Annotated in this window: 13 protein-coding genes and 1 pseudogene; 7 read left to right on the top strand and 7 right to left on the bottom strand. The window is 66.6% G+C overall.

What is annotated here, in order from left to right:
• Positions 1–9 precede the first annotated feature (9 nt).
• Together BYZ73_RS16565 and BYZ73_RS16560 are read right to left on the bottom strand one after the other, a co-directional pair.
• Positions 10–4,302, bottom strand: coding sequence for a hypothetical protein (locus BYZ73_RS16565; protein ID WP_220086855.1), 4,293 nt, complete (start codon positions 4,300–4,302; stop codon positions 10–12).
• Between the two features lie 371 nt (positions 4,303–4,673).
• Complete coding sequence (locus BYZ73_RS16560) at positions 4,674–5,186, bottom strand: c-type cytochrome (RefSeq protein ID WP_220086854.1); 513 nt, start codon at positions 5,184–5,186, stop codon at positions 4,674–4,676.
• Between the two features lie 413 nt (positions 5,187–5,599).
• Here BYZ73_RS16560 and BYZ73_RS16555 point away from each other — a divergent pair, with 413 nt between their 5' ends.
• On the top strand, positions 5,600–7,018 hold the full coding sequence (locus tag BYZ73_RS16555) for a TrkH family potassium uptake protein (protein ID WP_112316797.1): 1,419 nt from the start codon (positions 5,600–5,602) through the stop codon (positions 7,016–7,018).
• Between the two features lie 10 nt (positions 7,019–7,028).
• Here BYZ73_RS16555 and BYZ73_RS16550 read toward each other — a convergent pair whose 3' ends face one another.
• On the bottom strand, positions 7,029–8,024 hold the full coding sequence (locus BYZ73_RS16550; protein WP_112316796.1) for an NAD(P)H-binding protein: 996 nt from the start codon (positions 8,022–8,024) through the stop codon (positions 7,029–7,031).
• Positions 8,025–8,129: 105 nt separating this feature from the next.
• Entirely contained in the window at positions 8,130–9,968 is a 1,839-nt protein-coding gene (gene ilvD / locus BYZ73_RS16545; protein ID WP_112316795.1) for a dihydroxy-acid dehydratase, read from the bottom strand.
• A gap of 104 nt (positions 9,969–10,072) precedes the next feature.
• Here ilvD and BYZ73_RS16540 point away from each other — a divergent pair, with 104 nt between their 5' ends.
• A complete protein-coding gene (locus BYZ73_RS16540) occupies positions 10,073–10,450 on the top strand; it encodes a VOC family protein (RefSeq protein ID WP_108023097.1) in 378 nt (125 codons plus the stop codon).
• Here the strand turns inward: BYZ73_RS16540 and BYZ73_RS16535 are convergent.
• Positions 10,447–11,286 (bottom strand): beta/alpha barrel domain-containing protein, encoded by an 840-nt coding sequence (locus BYZ73_RS16535; RefSeq protein ID WP_112316794.1) that lies wholly within the window; start codon positions 11,284–11,286, stop codon positions 10,447–10,449. The genes BYZ73_RS16540 and BYZ73_RS16535 overlap by 4 nt on opposite strands.
• 341 nt (positions 11,287–11,627) lie before the next feature.
• Between BYZ73_RS16535 and BYZ73_RS16530 the strand changes: the two genes are divergently transcribed.
• The 5 genes and pseudogenes from BYZ73_RS16530 (at position 11,628) to BYZ73_RS16505 (ending at position 16,549) form a co-directional block, all read left to right on the top strand.
• The gene (locus BYZ73_RS16530; protein ID WP_112316793.1) at positions 11,628–14,414 is read left to right on the top strand and encodes a transporter substrate-binding domain-containing protein; all 2,787 of its coding nucleotides are present in this window, start codon (positions 11,628–11,630) and stop codon (positions 14,412–14,414) included.
• A complete protein-coding gene (locus BYZ73_RS16525; RefSeq protein ID WP_146176210.1) occupies positions 14,344–14,733 on the top strand; it encodes a response regulator in 390 nt (129 codons plus the stop codon). Before BYZ73_RS16530 ends, BYZ73_RS16525 begins: the two co-directional genes overlap by 71 nt.
• A 90-nt stretch (positions 14,734–14,823) precedes the next feature.
• Positions 14,824–15,297, top strand: coding sequence for a hypothetical protein (locus BYZ73_RS16520; RefSeq protein WP_112316792.1), 474 nt, complete (start codon positions 14,824–14,826; stop codon positions 15,295–15,297).
• A 562-nt stretch (positions 15,298–15,859) separates the two neighbouring features.
• A pseudogene (locus BYZ73_RS16510) lies at positions 15,860–16,153 on the top strand (PoNe immunity protein domain-containing protein); the annotation flags it as partial.
• Positions 16,154–16,162: 9 nt separating this feature from the next.
• Positions 16,163–16,549, top strand: a complete 387-nt coding sequence (locus BYZ73_RS16505; RefSeq protein ID WP_112316790.1) for a hypothetical protein — start codon at positions 16,163–16,165, stop codon at positions 16,547–16,549.
• Here BYZ73_RS16505 and BYZ73_RS22440 read toward each other — a convergent pair.
• The gene (locus BYZ73_RS22440) at positions 16,541–16,684 is read right to left on the bottom strand and encodes a glycoside hydrolase family protein (RefSeq protein WP_181498088.1); all 144 of its coding nucleotides are present in this window, start codon (positions 16,682–16,684) and stop codon (positions 16,541–16,543) included. The two genes, BYZ73_RS16505 and BYZ73_RS22440, sit on opposite strands and share 9 nt — an antisense overlap.
• A complete protein-coding gene (locus BYZ73_RS16500) occupies positions 16,678–16,902 on the bottom strand; it encodes a hypothetical protein (RefSeq protein WP_112316789.1) in 225 nt (74 codons plus the stop codon). Before BYZ73_RS16500 ends, BYZ73_RS22440 begins: the two co-directional genes overlap by 7 nt.
• Positions 16,903–16,975: the final 73 nt, after the last annotated feature.

Genomic DNA, 16,975 nt, shown 5'->3' with positions numbered 1-16,975 from the left:
AATTCCCCCTCAGCCGAAGGCCTCGACATAGTCGCGCCAGGCATAATTCACGTCGGGCCCCGAGATCGCCGCCAGCTCGTCGGCCAGCGGCAGGCTCGCATCGAAGCCCATCATTTCGCGCAAGGTCGGGTCGCCGTTCGAGCCCGCGAATTTCTTCTGGCAGCGGATGGTCACGCTGCCCGAGAAGAACAGCACCGACACCTCGATCGTCAGCTGGGCCATGCCCACGCACTTGCCCGACGAGAATTCGTAGCGCAGTTCCAGATACAGCTCGAGCGAGGCCGAGATCAGCCCCAGCACGCTGACATGGCCGCCCAGCCGGAAATACCCGGTCAGCGAGGCCTCTTGCAGCTCCATCCGGTAATAGAAGCCCGCCATCACCTCGACCCCGCCCGACGCGACGCCGAAATCGACCGACAGCGAGGCGCCGAATTCCAGGGCCGCCTCGAGGATCTGCACGCCCCTCGGATCGATGGTGACGCCGAAGAAACCGCCGCCGCCGAAGCAGTAGACCGTCAGGCAGAAGGGCTGTTCGCGGGTGCAGAAGTTGAAGGCGACCGACAGCGGCTGGCCGATGAAGGGCACGGTGAAGCCCGCACCGAGGCTGAGATTGTTGATATTCAGCACACCGACGCAGATCGAGGGCAGCGCGATGTCGAAGCCCGCATGGATGCCCTGCGGGGTGATGTCGAGATAGGGCGGGTCCGAAAACCCGTCGAGCGGGATCAGGTCGCGCAACGTCTCGACGAAGGACAGCGGCCCGACGAAGCGGATGTCGTCCAGCACCACGTCGACATCCATCTTGGCGGCGCTGTCGACCGAGAAGACGATGCGGTCGAAGTTCAGTTCCAGGAAGGAGGCCTTGCCGATCAGCACCAGATCGAAGCGGTTCAGAGAACAGGTCACGGCGATTTTCGGGCTGGAACTGCCGTTCTTCTTGACCTTGCCCTCGACCGCAACGACGAAGCCGCGCTTGTCGTTCGCGCGGAAGATCTCGTCGCCCGCGGCGGCGGGCCAGTTGCCGATCTCGGGCGCCCAGTCGAAACGGATGGTCAGTTCGTCCCCGGTCAGCGCCTCGATCAGCCCGGCCAGATCGGCCGCCGCCTCCAGCACCTCGCGGACCGCGCTCAGCGCCTTGAGGAACGCGGCCTTGGGCGCCGCGCCCAGAAGGTCGAAGTCGCGGATCGCGGTCTCGAACGGGTCCAGCGCCGCGATGACATCGTTGATCTTCGCTTCCAGCCCGGCCCCGTCGGACAGCAGGTTGGCCAGCACCGTCGGATCGCCCACGATGGCGTCAAGCGCGTCCCAGAGGTCCTTGGCCGCCGAAAACAGCGCGGCACTGTCCCCGACCGCTTCCAGCAAGGTGTCGAGCCCGGTCGCGAAGGCCCGGATCTGCTGGCGCAGATTGGCCGGAATGGCATTGCCCTGCGGCCCGTTGACGATGGCCAGAAGCTCGGCGATCCGGGTCTGGATCGTCGCGATCTGGCCGGGCAGCGCGGCAAAGTCGGGCGCCGTGCCGATGCCGTCAAGCGCCTGTTGCGACAGGCTTTCCAGCGTGGTCCTGAGCCCCGCGATCAGCGCCTCGATCTCGGAAAGCTTGGCCAGCGCGGCCTGCAATGCGGCCGGGGCCACCTGCCCCTGCTGACCCAGATCGGTGATCTTCGCGACCGCCTGGGCCAGACCGCCCGCCCCCTGCCCCAACACCCCGCGCGGCAGGTCATAGGTCAGCCCGAAAAGCCGGACCAGCGCACCGATGAAGCTTTCGACCTGGGTGCCCGCCTCGGAGACGAAGCGGGGCACCTTCTCGCCCTCGCCCGCGATGTCGGTCACGGCCTTGATCAGCTCGCCCAGCGGAATGCAGCCGAACAGAAGCGGCAGCGGCAGGTCGCTGACCGAGATCGGGAACCCCGCCCCCGGCTCCATCTGCCCGTCGAGAAACTGGGTCACGTCCGACATCACCGGCCCGGCCATCCGTGACAGGGCGCGCGGCCTGAGGTTCGGCTGGACGAAGCCGCCCGACTTGTCGCCCTGGGACGAGAAGTCGAGCATGCCCATGCCCGGGCTTTGCACGATATCGGCGAAGACCTCGCCCACGTTGCGCTGACCGACCGGGGCGCCGGGACCGGCGGCGAACCCGAATTGCAGATAGCGCGCGTTCCAGCTCAGCCGGTTGGTACGGGTCGAGCCGGTCAGCTGGTTCACCGGCCCGAGCCGCGCGGTGGTCTGAACGATCTTCGGCAGGAAAAGCGCGCGCGACAGATCGCGGCTCCAGGCCTCGATGGTGGCGTTGCGGATGGGTTGCTGGCCCGGCGCGCCGCGCCTCGGCGCCTCGGCGCCCAGCACCATCTCCTCGACTTCGACGGCGGTGTCGCCGGACTTGGCCGAGGTGGCCAGCGCCACGCGCTGGAACTCGAGGGGCACGGTATGGCGCTGGGGCCATTTCGCGTATTCCTCGGCGGCGGTCGCGGCATTGAAGGCGGCGGCGGGATAGTCCGCGTCGAGCCGTTCGGTCACCGGGTTGAAGATCCGCGGGCAGGACACGGTATTGTCCATGAAGATCATCGGCAGATCGAACAGCACCCGATGGCCGTCAAGATCGGTGCCCGCGCATTGGAACCGGAACGGTTCGCCATTGACCGCGGGCCAAAAGAACAACTGGCCCGCATTCGACACGTCGGTATCGACCGGATCGTCCAGATCGGGCGTGCGCTCGGTCAGGATCTCGATTTTCGAGAACGGGAACTGGCGGGCGAAATTGACTTTGTTGTCGGTGCTTTTCGCGGCATGGAACAGCGCGTCGTCGAAGGTCAGCACCCGTTCGCGGATGATGATGAAATAGCGCTGGCGCAGATAGGCGTGCTGGCTGCGGTCATAGCCGTCCTGCGAGCCGGGCGTTTCGGAACTACGCTTGTGGAACTTGCGTTCGGTCACCTTGACCAGCGAGACCCGGCAGTTCAGCGGGCAGAGGCAGCCGCGATAGACGACCTTGACGTAATGGTCCCGGCCCATCGCGCCGCGATGCACCCATTCCTCGACCGACAGGCCCGGCGGGTTCCAGGACCCGCGCGAATCGAGCCAGCCGCCCAGCGAGGACAGCATCAGAAGGTTGGTATCGACGGGTTCGGGCGTGTAGCCGGTGACCGAGAAGTTCGAAGAGAGATGCGCGATCTGGAACCGGTCGAAATCGTCCAGCGGCATCCGGAACGGCCGCCCGCCCGGCAATGGCAGCGCATCGTTGGGCTGGCTCGGCGGCACCCCCGGCGAGCGTGTGGGCCAGGCGGGTCCCATGGGCGGGTTCGCGGCCTCGGAACCGGTGCCCGAGCGCGCCCAGACTGCGCGAATGGTGCGGGCCGGATCGGCATAGGGCGGCGGGATCTCGGTGCCGTCGGACCCGGGCGTGACCATCCGCGTGTGCCAAAGCTCGACATGCGCGGTCGAGGCCGACAGCGCGGGCCGCGTCGCATGGCGCCATTTCGCCCCCGCATGGGGCGATACGATCAGCCGCCAGGGCATCTCGATGGCGGTGGTCGTCGCGGTGGGGTTGCCGGGCCGGGGCTTCGCGCCACCCGGGGCCACGATCACCCGGTCGGGGATGCGTTCGAAGACCGCCGCATTGGCGCTGGCCTGACGGGCGCGCAGCGTGGTGATGTCGCCGCCGTCGCTGGCCGCCAGCCGGAACGAGGACGCCACATGGCCGGCCAACTGCGCGCGCGCCTTGACCGACAGCGCGTTCAGCGCGCCGTTACGGATCAGGTCGGTCAGCGGCAGGAACAGGCTGGGCTGGCTGCGCGGCTTGGCATTGCTGGCCACCGACAGGGTCAGCGTCTGGCAGGCCGCCAGCACGCCTTCGAGCGTATAGTCGATCTCGAAGCCCTCGGGCACCAGGAAGGAGAGCCGCGATTCATCGGCGATGCGCGCCCGGATCGGCGGCTCACGCAGGACCTCGTCGGCGGCCGGGTTGGCGGGCTCGGGCTTGGGTTGGTCCTTGGGATTGGCGTATTTCGGTTCTGCCGGAACCGGCTTGCCGATCTTGGGCGGCGGCGGCTGGAAGAAGGTTTCTTCGGTCACCGTCTGGGGCGGGAAATGCAGGATCAGCCGCCCGGTGCCGCCCGCCGTCTTGCGGATCTTCGGCGGGCTGCCCGGCACGATCTCGCAATTGCGCAGCTCGATCCGGAGGGCCAGCAGGTCGTCGACCCGAAGCGCGGGTGTGCCCGGCCGGGACTTTTCGAAGATGTTCTTGATGACATCGGGCGCGCGCGGGATCAGCACCAGATCGTCGATCGCCGCGTCGATGGCGGACACGATGGCCCCTCGCGAGGTAATCGCCTGAACCGGAATGGACGCACCGAGAGAGAGCCCGGAAATCGAGCGCAACGAGGGGCGGACTGCCATGGCAAACCCCAATGGATTATAGACTGAATAGAAACAAAATTAGCCCTAATGGGCGATTCTGTAAAATACTATTACGCGGCACGGTTGAAAGCGGCGCTGGTCGAACCGTTGGAGGCAGGCACAGCCCGCCGCACCCCGCGCGGATCGGTTGGAGCGATGACGCAACGGCAGGTGCCGGGACCCCGACAGGCGACGCCCCCGGGAACGCCGCGCGGGGCGCGCGTCGGCCAGAACCGTGGGGCGCATGCCGTCGCGCCCCGCGGTCCCCGGCTCATTGGAGCTTATTGGGACGGCAGCGTCACGCGGAAGAACGGTCCGGCCGCCCTGTCGGCGGTCTCAGCCGGCGGCGGGGTCCTTGCCGCGACCGGCGCCAGGGATTGCAGATAGGCGACCAGAGCCGCGCCGTCCTCGTCGGTGAGCCCGGCATAGGAGGCCCAGGGCATCACCGGCGCCAGAACCCGCCCGTCGGGCCGGATCCCCGCACGGATCGCGGTCAGGATCTGATCGGCGCTCCAGTCGCCGAGCCCGGTCGCGTCCGGGGTCAGGTTCGGCGGCCAGAAGATGCCAAGCCCCGGCATCTCGAACCCGACCGTGCCGCCCGAGAGCCCGGCGGAAAAGGCCGGCACACCGTCGGCGCCGCGCGGCATGTGGCAGCCCGCGCAATCCATGATCCGCGCCAGATAGGCGCCGCGCTCGATCGTCGCCGCATCCGCAGGCGCGGCCGCGCCGGTCGCATGAACACACGAGGCCGAAAGGCCGGCGCCAAGCGCCAGCAGCAATGGTATGACTTTCACGATGTCTTCTCCCTGAGAACCGGGCCGAAGCGGCCGCCCGCATGCCGCGGCGGCGTCCCCGGGAACCGGCGAAGCTGAAATGCGCCCCCCTGGCGGTCCGGTTCGAAAAGGGCCCTTCCCGTGCGCGCCCGCCTGCCCTCTCGCCCCGCAAGAGCGACCGGACAGCGGACCGCGACGACCCTTCCGTCCCGTTTGCCCGAAGCGACCGCCCGAACCCCTCTGGCCCGGCGCCCGCGGCCGACGTTGAAAACGGATTGTCTGAATAGTCCGGGCACGAGATTACACCGCTGCCTGCCCCTGGGGAAGCCGGTATTTCCGCAGCCCCCGCCTCCGGGACCGCCCCGCAAGTGCCGGTTTCGGGCATCTGGAAATCCCCCGCCCGGGATGGCAATGTCGCGCAAAGGGAATCCGGTTTGAACGTCGTCTTCTTTGCCAACGGGCTTGTGCTTGGGCTGCTGGCTCTGATGTCGGCAACCGTGGCCCTTTTGTATCCCGAAACGCGGGGCGTCTTCGCCGAGGCGACCTTTCAGCTGGGGCTGATCGGCACGCTGATCGCGGTTGCCTCGCGGTCCTCCTTCGAGGCGCTGCGCCTGCCCCATGCCTTCATGCTGACGGCCTCGGTCTGGCTGGTCGCGGCCATCGGCGGGGCCGTGCCGCTTTATCTGTGGAAGCTTTCGGCGGCGGATGCCTTCTTCGAGGCCATGTCGGGGATCACCACCACCGGCTCGACGGTGATGACCGGGCTCGACAGCACGCCGAAGGGCATCCTGATGTGGCGCGCGCTGCTGCAGGCGCTGGGCGGCGTCGGCTTCATCGGCACCGGGATCGCGCTTTTGCCGGTGCTGAAGGTCGGCGGCATGCAGCTTTTCCGCACCGAAAGTTCGGACAAGGGCGAGAAGGAGCTGCGCAACGCCACCCAGTTCGCGGCGGCGACGCTGCTGGTCTATGTCTCGCTGATGACGCTTTGCGGCGTGCTCTACCGCGCCGGGGGGATGAGCGTCTTCGACGCCGTGACCCATGCCATGACCACGCTCTCGACCGGGGGCTATTCGACCCATGACGCGTCCTTCGGGTTCTTCGCCAACCCGTTCCTGCAATGGACCTGCACGCTGTTCATGGTGCTCGGCTCGGTGCCCTTCTCGTGGTACATCCGCAGCGTCTATCACGGGAAATTCCGCAGCGAGCAGGTCGGCGCGATGCTCAAGACGCTGGCCGCGGTGATCCTGCCGCTGTCGCTGTGGCTGGGCCTGACCTCGGACATGCCCTTCCTCGCGGCGCTGCGGCTGGTGGCCTTCAACGTGGTCTCGGTGGTCTCGACCACGGGCTATGCGACGACCGATTACACCACATGGGGTCCGGTCGCGGTGTCAGCCTTCGTGATCCTGACGGCGGTTGGCGGCTGTACCGGCTCGACTGCGGGCGGGGCCAAGGCGATGCGCTGGGTGATCATGTACCGGCTGGTGCGCGAGGGCATCCGGTCGGTGCGCTATCCGCACGGGGTCTATCGCATCCGCTACGAGGGCCGGGTGATCGACGAGGACATCGTGTCGAGCGTGATCGGCTTCTTCTCGATGTACGCCCTGAGCTTTGCGGTGATCGCGAGCCTTCTGACCCTTGTCGGGCTCGACGGCGAAACGGCGCTGAGCGGCGCGATCACGGCGCTGGCGAATGTGGGACCGGGTGTCGGCGACATCATCGGGCCTGCCGGCACCTTCCAGCCGCTGTCGGACAAGGCCAAGACGATCCTGGCCATCGGCATGTATCTGGGGCGGCTCGAGATGCTGACCGTTCTGGTGCTGCTGACGCCGCGCTTCTGGCGTTCGCTGGCCTGAGGGGCGCGGTTCAGAAGGCCGCGTGTTCGCCCAGATCGGCGCGGTCCTCGCCGCTCACAAGCCGCGCGTAATAGTCGTAAAGCCGGTCCGATCCGTATTCGGGCGTGGCCTCGGCGTCGTAAAGACCCGTCTCGGGGTTCAGGACCAGCATTGACTCGGTCCCGTAATAGCGCCCGATCCGCGCGAATTCGGCCTTGTCGCGGAACCGGGGCACGACCCGGCCCAGCGCCGAGAGAATGGCGATGATCGCGTCCATCATCGCCACCGGCACCTCGCGGAATTTCGGCTCGCGCCCCAGCAGGCGGAAGAGCTCCTCGCCCTGATCGCGGGGCGTGATCGCAGGCCCCGGGCCGCCGATGGGCAGCACCCGGTTCTGCAGGGCCGGATCGTCGAGGCAGTCGGCCATGAAGCGCCCCAGATCGGCATCGCTGATCGGCTTGCAGGCGGTCAGGCGCCCGTCGCCGAAGACGAGGAAGGGCTTGCCGGCCTTGACCCGCTCGACCTGCCCCGAGAGCGACTTGAAGAAGGCCGTGGGGCGCACGATGGACCATGTCAGGCCCGAGGTCCTCAGTTCGGCCTCGAAGGCCAGCTTGGCCTGCTGGAAGGCAAGGGTCGGCTTCTGCACGCAGATCGCGGACAGAAGCACCGCCTGGCTCACCCCGGCGGCGCGGGCCGCCGTCAGCGCATCGGACTGCGCCTTGTGGTCGATGGCCCAGGCATCGCGCGGCGTGCCGGTGCGCGAGGCAAGGCAGGAGACCAGCGCCTCGAACCGCTGGCCGCAAAACCCGTCGCGGGCCAGCGAGGCGGGATCGGTGACATCGCCGGTGCGGACGGTCACCCCGGCGGGCAGCCCGCGCCCCGGGTCCTCTCCGACGCGCGGCCGCACGAAACAGACCACCTCATGCCCCCGCGCCAGCAGCGCCTGGGCGGTGGCGCGGCCGATGGTGCCGGTCGCGCCCAGCAGAAAGACCCGCCGGGGCCGGGGCGACAGCGTGGTATCGGTCATGGTCTCGGCTCCTTGGCAGCGGTCTTCGGGGCAGAGCCTAAGGCCCTGCGCCCGCCCGGGAAAACGGGGCGCGGCGTCGCGCCCGCCAGACCCGTGCTCGGCCGATTATTCCGGAACGATCCGGACCGCGCCCTTGTCGGCCGAGGCCGCGAAATGGGCATAGGCCTTCAGCGCCTGCGAAACGTGACGCTTGCGCGGCTCGGCCGGTTTCCAGCCCTTCGCCTCCTGCGCGGCGCGGCGGGCGGCCAGTTCGTCCTCGGAGACGGCAAGGTTGATCGTGCGGTTCGGGATGTCGATCTCGATCAGATCGCCATCCTGCACCAGACCGATGGTGCCGCCCGAGGCCGCCTCGGGCGAGGCATGCCCGATCGACAGCCCCGAGGTGCCGCCCGAGAACCGCCCGTCGGTGATCAGCGCGCAGGCTTTGCCCAGGCCCTTCGATTTCAGATAGGAGGTCGGGTACAGCATCTCCTGCATGCCCGGCCCGCCCTTCGGCCCCTCATAACGGATCACCACCACATCGCCCGCCTCGACCTTGCCGGTCAGGATGCCCGACACGGCGGCGTCCTGGCTTTCATAGACCTTCGCGGGCCCCGAGAAGACCAGGATCGACTCGTCGACGCCCGCCGTCTTCACGATGCAGCCGTCGAGCGCGATATTGCCCTTCAGGACCGCAAGCCCGCCATCCTTCGAGAACGGCGTCTCGACCGAGCGGATTACCCCGGCCTTGCGGTCGGTGTCGAGCGAGGGCCAGGTCGAGGACTGGCTGAACGCCTCTTGCGAGGGCACGCCGCCGGGGGCCGCGAGGAACAGTTCGCGCGCCTCGGGATCGTTCGACCGGCCGATATCCCATTTGTCGATGGCCGCGCCCAGCGTCGGTTCATGCACCGTGGCGCAGTCGCGGTCGATCAGCCCGCCGCGGTCCAGCTCGCCCAGGATCGCCATGATCCCGCCCGCGCGGTGCACGTCCTCGACATGGACATTGGCGGCGTTGGGCGCGACCTTGCACAGGCAGGGCACCTTGCGCGACAGCGCGTCGATGTCGTCCATGGTGAAATCGACCTCGGCCTCCTGCGCGGCAGCGAGGATATGCAGCACCGTGTTGGTCGACCCGCCCATCGCGATATCGAGCGCCATGGCGTTCTCGAACGCGGCCTTCGTCGCGATCGAGCGCGGCAGCACGCTGGCATCGTCCTGTTCATAGTAGCGGCGGCACATCTCGACCGCGCGGCGCCCGGCCTCGAGGAACAGCTCCTTGCGGAAGGCATGCGTCGCCAGCGTCGAGCCGTTGCCCGGCAGCGACAGCCCCAGCGCCTCGGTCAGGCAGTTCATCGAGTTCGCGGTGAACATGCCCGAACAGGACCCGCAGGTCGGACAGGCGGCGGCCTCGATCTTGGCCAGATCCTCGTCCGACACCTTGTCGTCGGCGGCCGCGACCATGGCGTCGATCAGGTCGAGCGACACCACGCGCCCGTCGCCCAGCGTGACCTTGCCCGCCTCCATCGGCCCGCCCGAGACGAAGATCGCGGGAATGTTCAGCCGCAGCGCCGCCATCAGCATGCCGGGGGTGATCTTGTCGCAATTCGAGATGCAGATCATCGCATCGGCGCAATGGGCGTTGACCATGTATTCGACCGAATCCGCGATCAGTTCGCGCGAGGGCAGCGAATACAGCATCCCGTCATGGCCCATCGCGATGCCGTCATCGACGGCGATGGTGTCGAATTCCTTGGCGATGCCGCCTGCCGCCTCGACCTCGCGGGCGACCATCTGGCCAAGATCCTTGAGATGCACATGACCCGGCACGAACTGGGTGAAGGAGTTCACGATGGCGATGATCGGCTTGCCGAAATCGCCCTCCTTCACGCCGGTGGCGCGCCAGAGACCGCGGGCGCCGGCCATGTTGCGGCCATGGGTGCTGGTACGGGAACGGTATGCGGGCATGATCGTGACTTTCCGGCTGGCAGACTATCGGGCACGAGTGCCCCTTGCGCGCGGAAAAATCAACCTTTCATTGGGCGGGACGGTCATGGCAGAGTGGCGCCGCAATGATTTCCGCGCTCGATCATCTGGTGCTGACCACCGCCGACGAAGAGGCCTGTCTGGCCTTCTATGTGGAGGGTCTTGGCCTTCGGCTGGAAACCTTCGGCGCGGGGCGCAAGGCGCTGTGTTTCGGGCGCCAGAAGATCAACATTCACGTCAAGGGCCACGAGTTCGAACCCAAGGCGCATCTGCCGGTGCCGGGCGCGCTCGATCTGTGCTTTCTGGCCGACCGGCCGCTTGACGACGTGATCGCGGCGCTGGCCGCGCGCGGCCTCCGCCCGGTCGAAGGGCCGGTGGCGCGCACCGGGGCGACCGGGCCGATCCGGTCGATCTATCTGCGCGACCCGGACCTCAACCTGATCGAGATTTCGGAACCCGCCTAGCCCGCCTCGTAGACCAGTTCGATCTCGGCCGGAAGCGCGTGATAGGGCGCCGAGGTGACCAGGGCGTGAATACCGCTTTTGGCATAGGCCGGGGCGGCCTCGGCGGGGATCGGCCCGGCGGCCAGGACCTCGCCCGGCCAGTCCGGTCCCAGCGCGCGCAAGGTGGCGGCGACAGCATCGGGCGCCATCCGGGTCAACAGAAGGATGTCGGCGCCGAAGCCCGCGGCCTCCAGTGCCTCGTGGCGGTCGCGCACCTCGACCGCGAGCCGCGCGCCCGGCGCCGCCAGCCGCCGGCCCGCGATCCGGTCGGTCAGCGTCTCTGTCCCGCCGAGCGCCCGGCATTCGGCCAGCACCAGCGCCGCGTCGGGCTGCAGCACCGGATGGATCGCAGCGCCTCCCGCCGCCACCGCCTTCAACGCCAGCGGCCGCGCGCCGGGGATGGCCTTGCGCGGACAGGCGACCGCCACCGCCGGATTGGCCCGGCGCACGGCCTGCACGATGCGCGCGGCGCTGTCGGCGACGCCCGAGGCCCATTCCAGCAGGGTCTGCACCGCCTGCGCGGCCCCCACCAGCGCCTCGGCCGGCCCCCGCGCCGCGATCAGCAAATCGCCGGGCCGCACCCGCGTTCCGCTTTCGGCGGCAATATCCGCGGCACAACCCAGCAGAGCGAACATCCGCGCGGCCTCTTCGGTGCCGCAAATCGTACCGCTGCGTCGGGCCCGCATCGCGACCGAGGTCATCCGGCCCGGCCGGACCGGCCCGGTGCCGACGGAAAGCGCGGCGGTCGTATCCCGTTTCAGGAGGCAGGCGAGAGCTGTATCGTCAAGCAGCAGCATCTGGGTCAGATCCTTCCGTTGCGCGGCATCGGGGCGTCGCTCTGTCCGGCGGACACCGGGCGCCGCGCCCTGCGTTATATATTAAAAGTTCATATCGAAGGCATAGCACACCGTGTGCCAAGTTATACGAAACTGTTTTTCAAGTATTTTTCTTCTGATCGGTCGGGGATCGAACACGACTTGTCGGATTGATCACACAGGCCGGGCCGGAAGCCGCAGCCATATTGCCCGCCCGAATTCCGGCCCGGAGGGATCGTGAATCCCCCACTTTGGAATGCGAAAACTCTCTGCTACCATGCCAGATTAACCTAACGTCAAGATGTGTTGCCTAATTCTGGCGGATGGGGCGAAGGTCGGAGACCAAATTGGAACGTCGGAGTTCAGGTTCGGCAATCTGGCGAGGCGCGTGGGCACTTGTTGCGGGGCTTCTTTGCCTCGCAGCCTGTCTTCCGTCCCCCCTGTCCGCCCAGACTGCCCAGACGGCCCAGCAGACCGCCCCCGACGCCGCGTCGGCGCCGATCGTCGCGGGATGGCTCGAGAATGCCCCCTTCGGCCAGATCAGCGACGATGGCGAAGCGACCGGGTTCTCGGCGGACGTGGTCCGGGCCCTGTCCGAGACCATGGGCGTGCCCATCGAGCTTCGGCGCTTCGACGGTCTTCAACCGCGGATCCAGGCCCAGATCGACGGCGAAACCACGCTGATGACCGCCATCGCGCGCCTTCCCGCGCTGCAAGCGACCAACCTCTTCTCGAAACCGGTCGGGCGGACCGAGGTCCGGCTTTTCATCCGCATCGAGAACGAGCGGAACCCGGACTTCGTAACCCCGGTGAACAAGCGCATCGGCACGGTCCGGCAATATGCGGGCTCGGGGTCGTCCGAGGTGCTGGACCGCAACCGGCCCGTGGTCTTCGAGAACGCCGATGCCCTGCTGATCCGGCTTCTGTCGGGCGAGATCGACGGCGCCCTGCTGGCCGAGGACTGGATGGTCGGGCTGGCCCATGGCGTTCGGCTGGACAACCGGATTGCCGCCGTCGGACCGCCCGTCAGGCCGATCGAGCGGGTCATCGCCATCCATAAAAGCCGCGCCGATCTGCTTGGTCCGATCAATGCCGCCATCGACACGCTCGAAGCCAACGGAACGCTCGCCGCTTTGCGGCGGCAGTGGTTCGTCGATCCGCCGCCGCCCCTGCCCGAGGTGTTGACCGTGGGCGTCGTGAACCTGCCGCCCTTCACGCAGGTCAATGACGACGGATCGACCACCGGCTTTGCGGTCGAGGTGATCCGCGATCTGGGCAAGCTGCTGGGGCTTCAGCTGCAATTCGTGCCCGTTCCGCCCGAGGTCTGGGCCAAGGGCCCGCAGGGCGGCATCGACATCCTGCCCCTGGTCGGCATCACCCCGGAACGCAGGGAGAGAATGGATTTTGCGCTGCCGATCCAGGCCCTCGATATCGGCGTCTTCGTGCGCAGCGACAGCCGGGACCTGTTCGACGGGCTGGCCAAGGCGCGGGTCGGCGCCTGGGGGGCCGGGGTCGCGGTTGCGGTCGCCCGCCGCCATTCCAGCGACGTCCAGCGTTTCGAAACCTATGACGAACTGGTGACGGCGCTGCTGGAGGGCCGGATCGACACGATCCTGGCCGAAAGCAGCGCACTCCGCCGCACCCTGTCCGAGATGCATCGCGAGGACCGGGTCGTTCAGGTCGACTATCCGCTGGAAACGACCTATCTGGCGCCGGCACTGCGGCGGGGCCTGCCCTCGATCCGCGAGGCCCTGAACCTGGTGATGCCCGGCTATCTGGCCTCGCAGCGCTATCAGGACCTGCGCGCCGCCTGGCTCGAGCCCCGGGGGTTCTGGACCGAAGGTCGAGTGCTGTCGCTTTTGGCCGCAATCGTCACCGTGGCGGTCCTCGCGCTGAGCTATATCCCGTTTCAGCGCCACCGCATCCGGCAAGAGCGCCTGCGCTTCACCGCAAACATGATCGAGCGGATTCCGCTGGGGCTTCTGATGGTCGCGCCGAACGGCCGGATCGAGTTCGCCAATGCCGCCGCCCGCGCGGTCAGCCCCTCGGGTCCGGAGCTGATCCGCGAAGGCGCCGTCTACCGCGACGCGATCAACGCGCTGATCGCGGCCGACGCCGCCCATTGGGGCACCAAATCCCCCGCCGCGCTGGCTGCGGGCCTGTCGGGGCCCGCCCTGACCGACGGCTATTCCTACGAGTTCCGGACCACGACCGGGCAAAGCTTCCGCTGGTCGAGCTTTGCCCTGACCGGCGGGTCGATCCTGGTCATGGTGCTGAACGTCACCCGCGAACGCAGGCACCTGGCCGAGATCGAGACGCTGAACGCCGAGCTGCGCGACCAGATCTCCATTGTCGAGCGGACCAATTCCGAACTGCGCGACTTCGCCTATGCGACCTCGCACGATCTCAAGTCGCCGATCAGCACGCTGAGGCTGATCGCCAACGCGCTGACCGACTCCGTCGCCGGAAAGCTGCCCGACGATGATGTGCAACTGGTTGCAGACATGAAGGAAATTCTCGAACGCATGGGCCGGATGATCAGCGACGTCCTGGACTACACCCGCGCGGTCGGCGGCGAAGTCGCAGTCGAACCCGTCGATCTGAGCAAGGTCGCCGCCGACGTGCTTCAGGACCTGACCGCCGATATCGCCGCGAGCGGCGCCGAGATCCGAGTCGGGGACCTGCCAAGCCTTATTGGCAATCCGCGTCAGCTGCATCAATTGTTGCAAAACCTCATCGGCAACGCGATCAAGTTCCACCGCCCCGGAGATGCGCCGCAGATCGACATAGAGCCGGTCGCAGCACCGCACGGAATGGTCGCGTTTTCCGTGTCCGATCGGGGGATAGGGATCGATCCGAAATTCCATCGCCGGATTTTCCAGGTTTTCACCCGGCTCAATGACACCGAATTGTATCCCGGCAGCGGACTTGGACTTGCCATCTGCCAAAGAGTAAGCCTCAATCATGGGGGACGTATTGCGATTCAGTCCGCACCCGAGAACGGCAGCCGTTTCACGATTTTCCTGAAGGAGAAGAACGGTGATCAACACACTCATGATGATCGACGATTGCCGGTTCGAACGGAAGATGGTGAAGCGGCTTATTCATAAGACCGGCCTCGTCGACACGATGCTTGAATTCGGCATGGCCGAAGACGCCATTCATTTCCTGCGAACGCCGGACTGCCCCAAGATCGACGCGCTCATCATCGACATAAACATGCCGCGCATGAACGGTTTCGAATTTCTCGAGGAAATCGCCGAAAACTGGCCGGACCACCTGAAGGATTCGGTCGTGGTGATCCTGACCAGCTCGGAAAGCGAGACCGATGTCGAACGCGCCGAAAGCTTTCCGGCCGTCCGCAGCTTTCTGCGAAAGCCGATCGATGAAGCCGAAATCGCCCGGCTCGACACGCTGGTCAATTCCTGACCCGCCGGGTCGCTCCGTCCCCCTGCCCCTTCCGCGCCCTCCTTTCCGCACCCGGGCGGCCGTCGCACGGCCCTGCCATCGGCGGTCGCCTTGTTCGAGACGGTCTATCTGCTGGCGACCGACCCGGCGTTCCGCAAGGAAATCCTGCAGCAGATCGATGCCGCCCTGACGCAGAGCGGTCTCGATCACTACCTTGCGGCGACCCGGGTCACGGATCGGCCGACAAACAACAACTACCTGAAGGGCCGCTGGGGCAAGACCGTGGCTGATCGCTACGCGGTTGACGAGGGCTGGGAAAAGGCCGGCGATCCGGCGATGACGATGGATGGCCCCACCACCGGGCCGAACAAGATCGACGCGGTATATGTCGATCCCGGTCCGCCCCCGCGCCACATCCTGTCCGATGCGAAGGCGCTAAGTTCCAGGCAGAGTATGACCTCCAAGGGAGTCCTGCAGATGTCGCAACGTTGGATCGAAGCTCGTTTGGGAAACGCAAACCTGAGCCGACAGGCTCGCCGGGCAATGAATGACGGTTATGATGCTGTTCTCTTGAACAGTCGATAAAACCGGAAAGGTAACAAAAGTCTGGCTTGATGAAGACGGTTTGCCCATTCCTGCCCCAACCCGGAGAAAGCAATGAGAGACAAACTGGCACCCCCGGAATTCTGGAGGCAGGCCTTGGCGTGCCAATACGAGGATCTTGAGGCATACGAGAAAAGCTACCGTCAACCACCACCGGGCCCCTGAAACAGGGAGGGAAAGGAAATCCGCTTCTTCATGCGTTGTTCAAAACCTCGCTTTGCCTCTATTCCGCTGGCGCGCCTATGCCTGAGGTTATCGCGCCAGGACTGCGTGCGGTTGGGCATCTTTGCCCGGAAATGGTTGCCCGCTTCGGGACCGAGATGCCCGATGGCATCGCTCGTTTCGGTTAAGACACCTTCCTCCGATTTATCTCTATGCTCGTCCTGTGCTGCGCCGGGCAGGCCGAGGCGAAGGCCTTCTTCGATGCCCTCGATCAGTTCGATCTGACCAAGCGCGATTATGGCGGCTACGACCGGATCTGGTCAGCCTTCCGACGTCAGCTTGGTCTTGACGATATCCCCCGCAAAGTCCGGTTCATTGGCCCAGTGCCTATCAGAACCTGTGGCTCGCCATAGACCCCGAAGAACCCGATTTCGCACGTCCGCATCATTTGGGGAGATTCCTGAAGGGTTGGTATGATGAGATGGCAACCGAGCTTGCGGCCCAGACCACGCGGGCGGAGGATCTTGGCGAGAACAGTACCTATGTCGGCTACTGGTGCCTGGAGGCGGCCGCGGCCTCGGTTGCTTTCGGGATCGACAATACCGATTTGCGCGGCCACCCGCATTACCCGGCCGAATGGGCCGATTGGGCGCGCAGCTGCCGACCCGTCGCTTGAGGGGAGCACATGCTGACGGCTGATTGGAAGTCGTTGATGGAGGACGGGAGGAAATTCGAACCCGGCCATTTGGAGAGACTTCCGTTCGAGAACGGTAATTTTCTGCCTCCGGACGGACTTTTCGACGGCTTGCCGGAGGGCATGTCCCAAGCGAATCTGGAAGCGCAACCGCATGCGGATTTCATCCTGAAAGGTTCATATTTCATTCCAAATCCGATGCCGTGTTTGGATGAGAAGGGAATATCCGCGCCGATCGATCTGCGCTCTGACATGATGGCGGATCTCGGCAACGACGAGGCCACGAGCGAAGATGCCTCAGCCCTTCGTGCCGCACCGCCGCGTTTTGTGCCGACCCGTGATGTCTCGCGCGCGATAGATTTGGACGAGTTACGGTAATGGAACGAGTTGCCCGACCCGCTTGACGACCTCTTCACCCGCCTTGTTCCACCAGGTCAGGCCCTCGCAGGCGCCCCGCACGTCGCCCGCGTTCAGGCGCCGGGCGCGCGTCTCGGCCGAGAAGAAGGTCAGCAACCGGGCACGATAGTCGCGGACCTCGGGCCGCAGCAGGGCCTCGCAGTCCGCATCCGCCAGGACCATGCCCGGCCGCGCGGTGCGCGTGTGGCGCCCGAGGCCAGCACGATGCCCATGCGCGCGATCAGCGCCATGCCATCGGTGCGGAGCCAGACCAGCACCAGCGCGCCCAGAAGCGCCAGAAGGGTGCGGATCGCGTGGTCGGTGGCCTCGATCATGGCTCAGTCCGCGAGGTATTCGCGGCGGCGGTAGAGGGCCGCCCGCCCGCCGCCGAAGGTGCCGACATTGCCG

Source organism: Rhodovulum viride (genome assembly GCF_003265965.1).
GTDB lineage: Bacteria > Pseudomonadota > Alphaproteobacteria > Rhodobacterales > Rhodobacteraceae > Rhodovulum > Rhodovulum kholense.
This window is presented reverse-complemented; position numbering and strand designations above follow the sequence as displayed.

Excerpts from the sequence above, each read along its gene's own strand:
- BYZ73_RS16505 (WP_112316790.1), top strand. The coding sequence starts at position 16,163 with ATGCTGACGGCTGATTGGAAGTCGTTGATGGAGGACGGGAGGAAATTC.
- BYZ73_RS16550 (WP_112316796.1), bottom strand. The coding sequence starts at position 8,024 with ATGACCGATACCACGCTGTCGCCCCGGCCCCGGCGGGTCTTTCTGCTG.
- BYZ73_RS16535 (WP_112316794.1), bottom strand. The coding sequence starts at position 11,286 with ATGCTGCTGCTTGACGATACAGCTCTCGCCTGCCTCCTGAAACGGGAT.
- ilvD (WP_112316795.1), bottom strand. The coding sequence starts at position 9,968 with ATGCCCGCATACCGTTCCCGTACCAGCACCCATGGCCGCAACATGGCC.
- BYZ73_RS16500 (WP_112316789.1), bottom strand. The coding sequence starts at position 16,902 with ATGATCGAGGCCACCGACCACGCGATCCGCACCCTTCTGGCGCTTCTG.
- BYZ73_RS16530 (WP_112316793.1), top strand. The coding sequence starts at position 11,628 with ATGGGGCGAAGGTCGGAGACCAAATTGGAACGTCGGAGTTCAGGTTCG.
- BYZ73_RS16540 (WP_108023097.1), top strand. The coding sequence starts at position 10,073 with ATGATTTCCGCGCTCGATCATCTGGTGCTGACCACCGCCGACGAAGAG.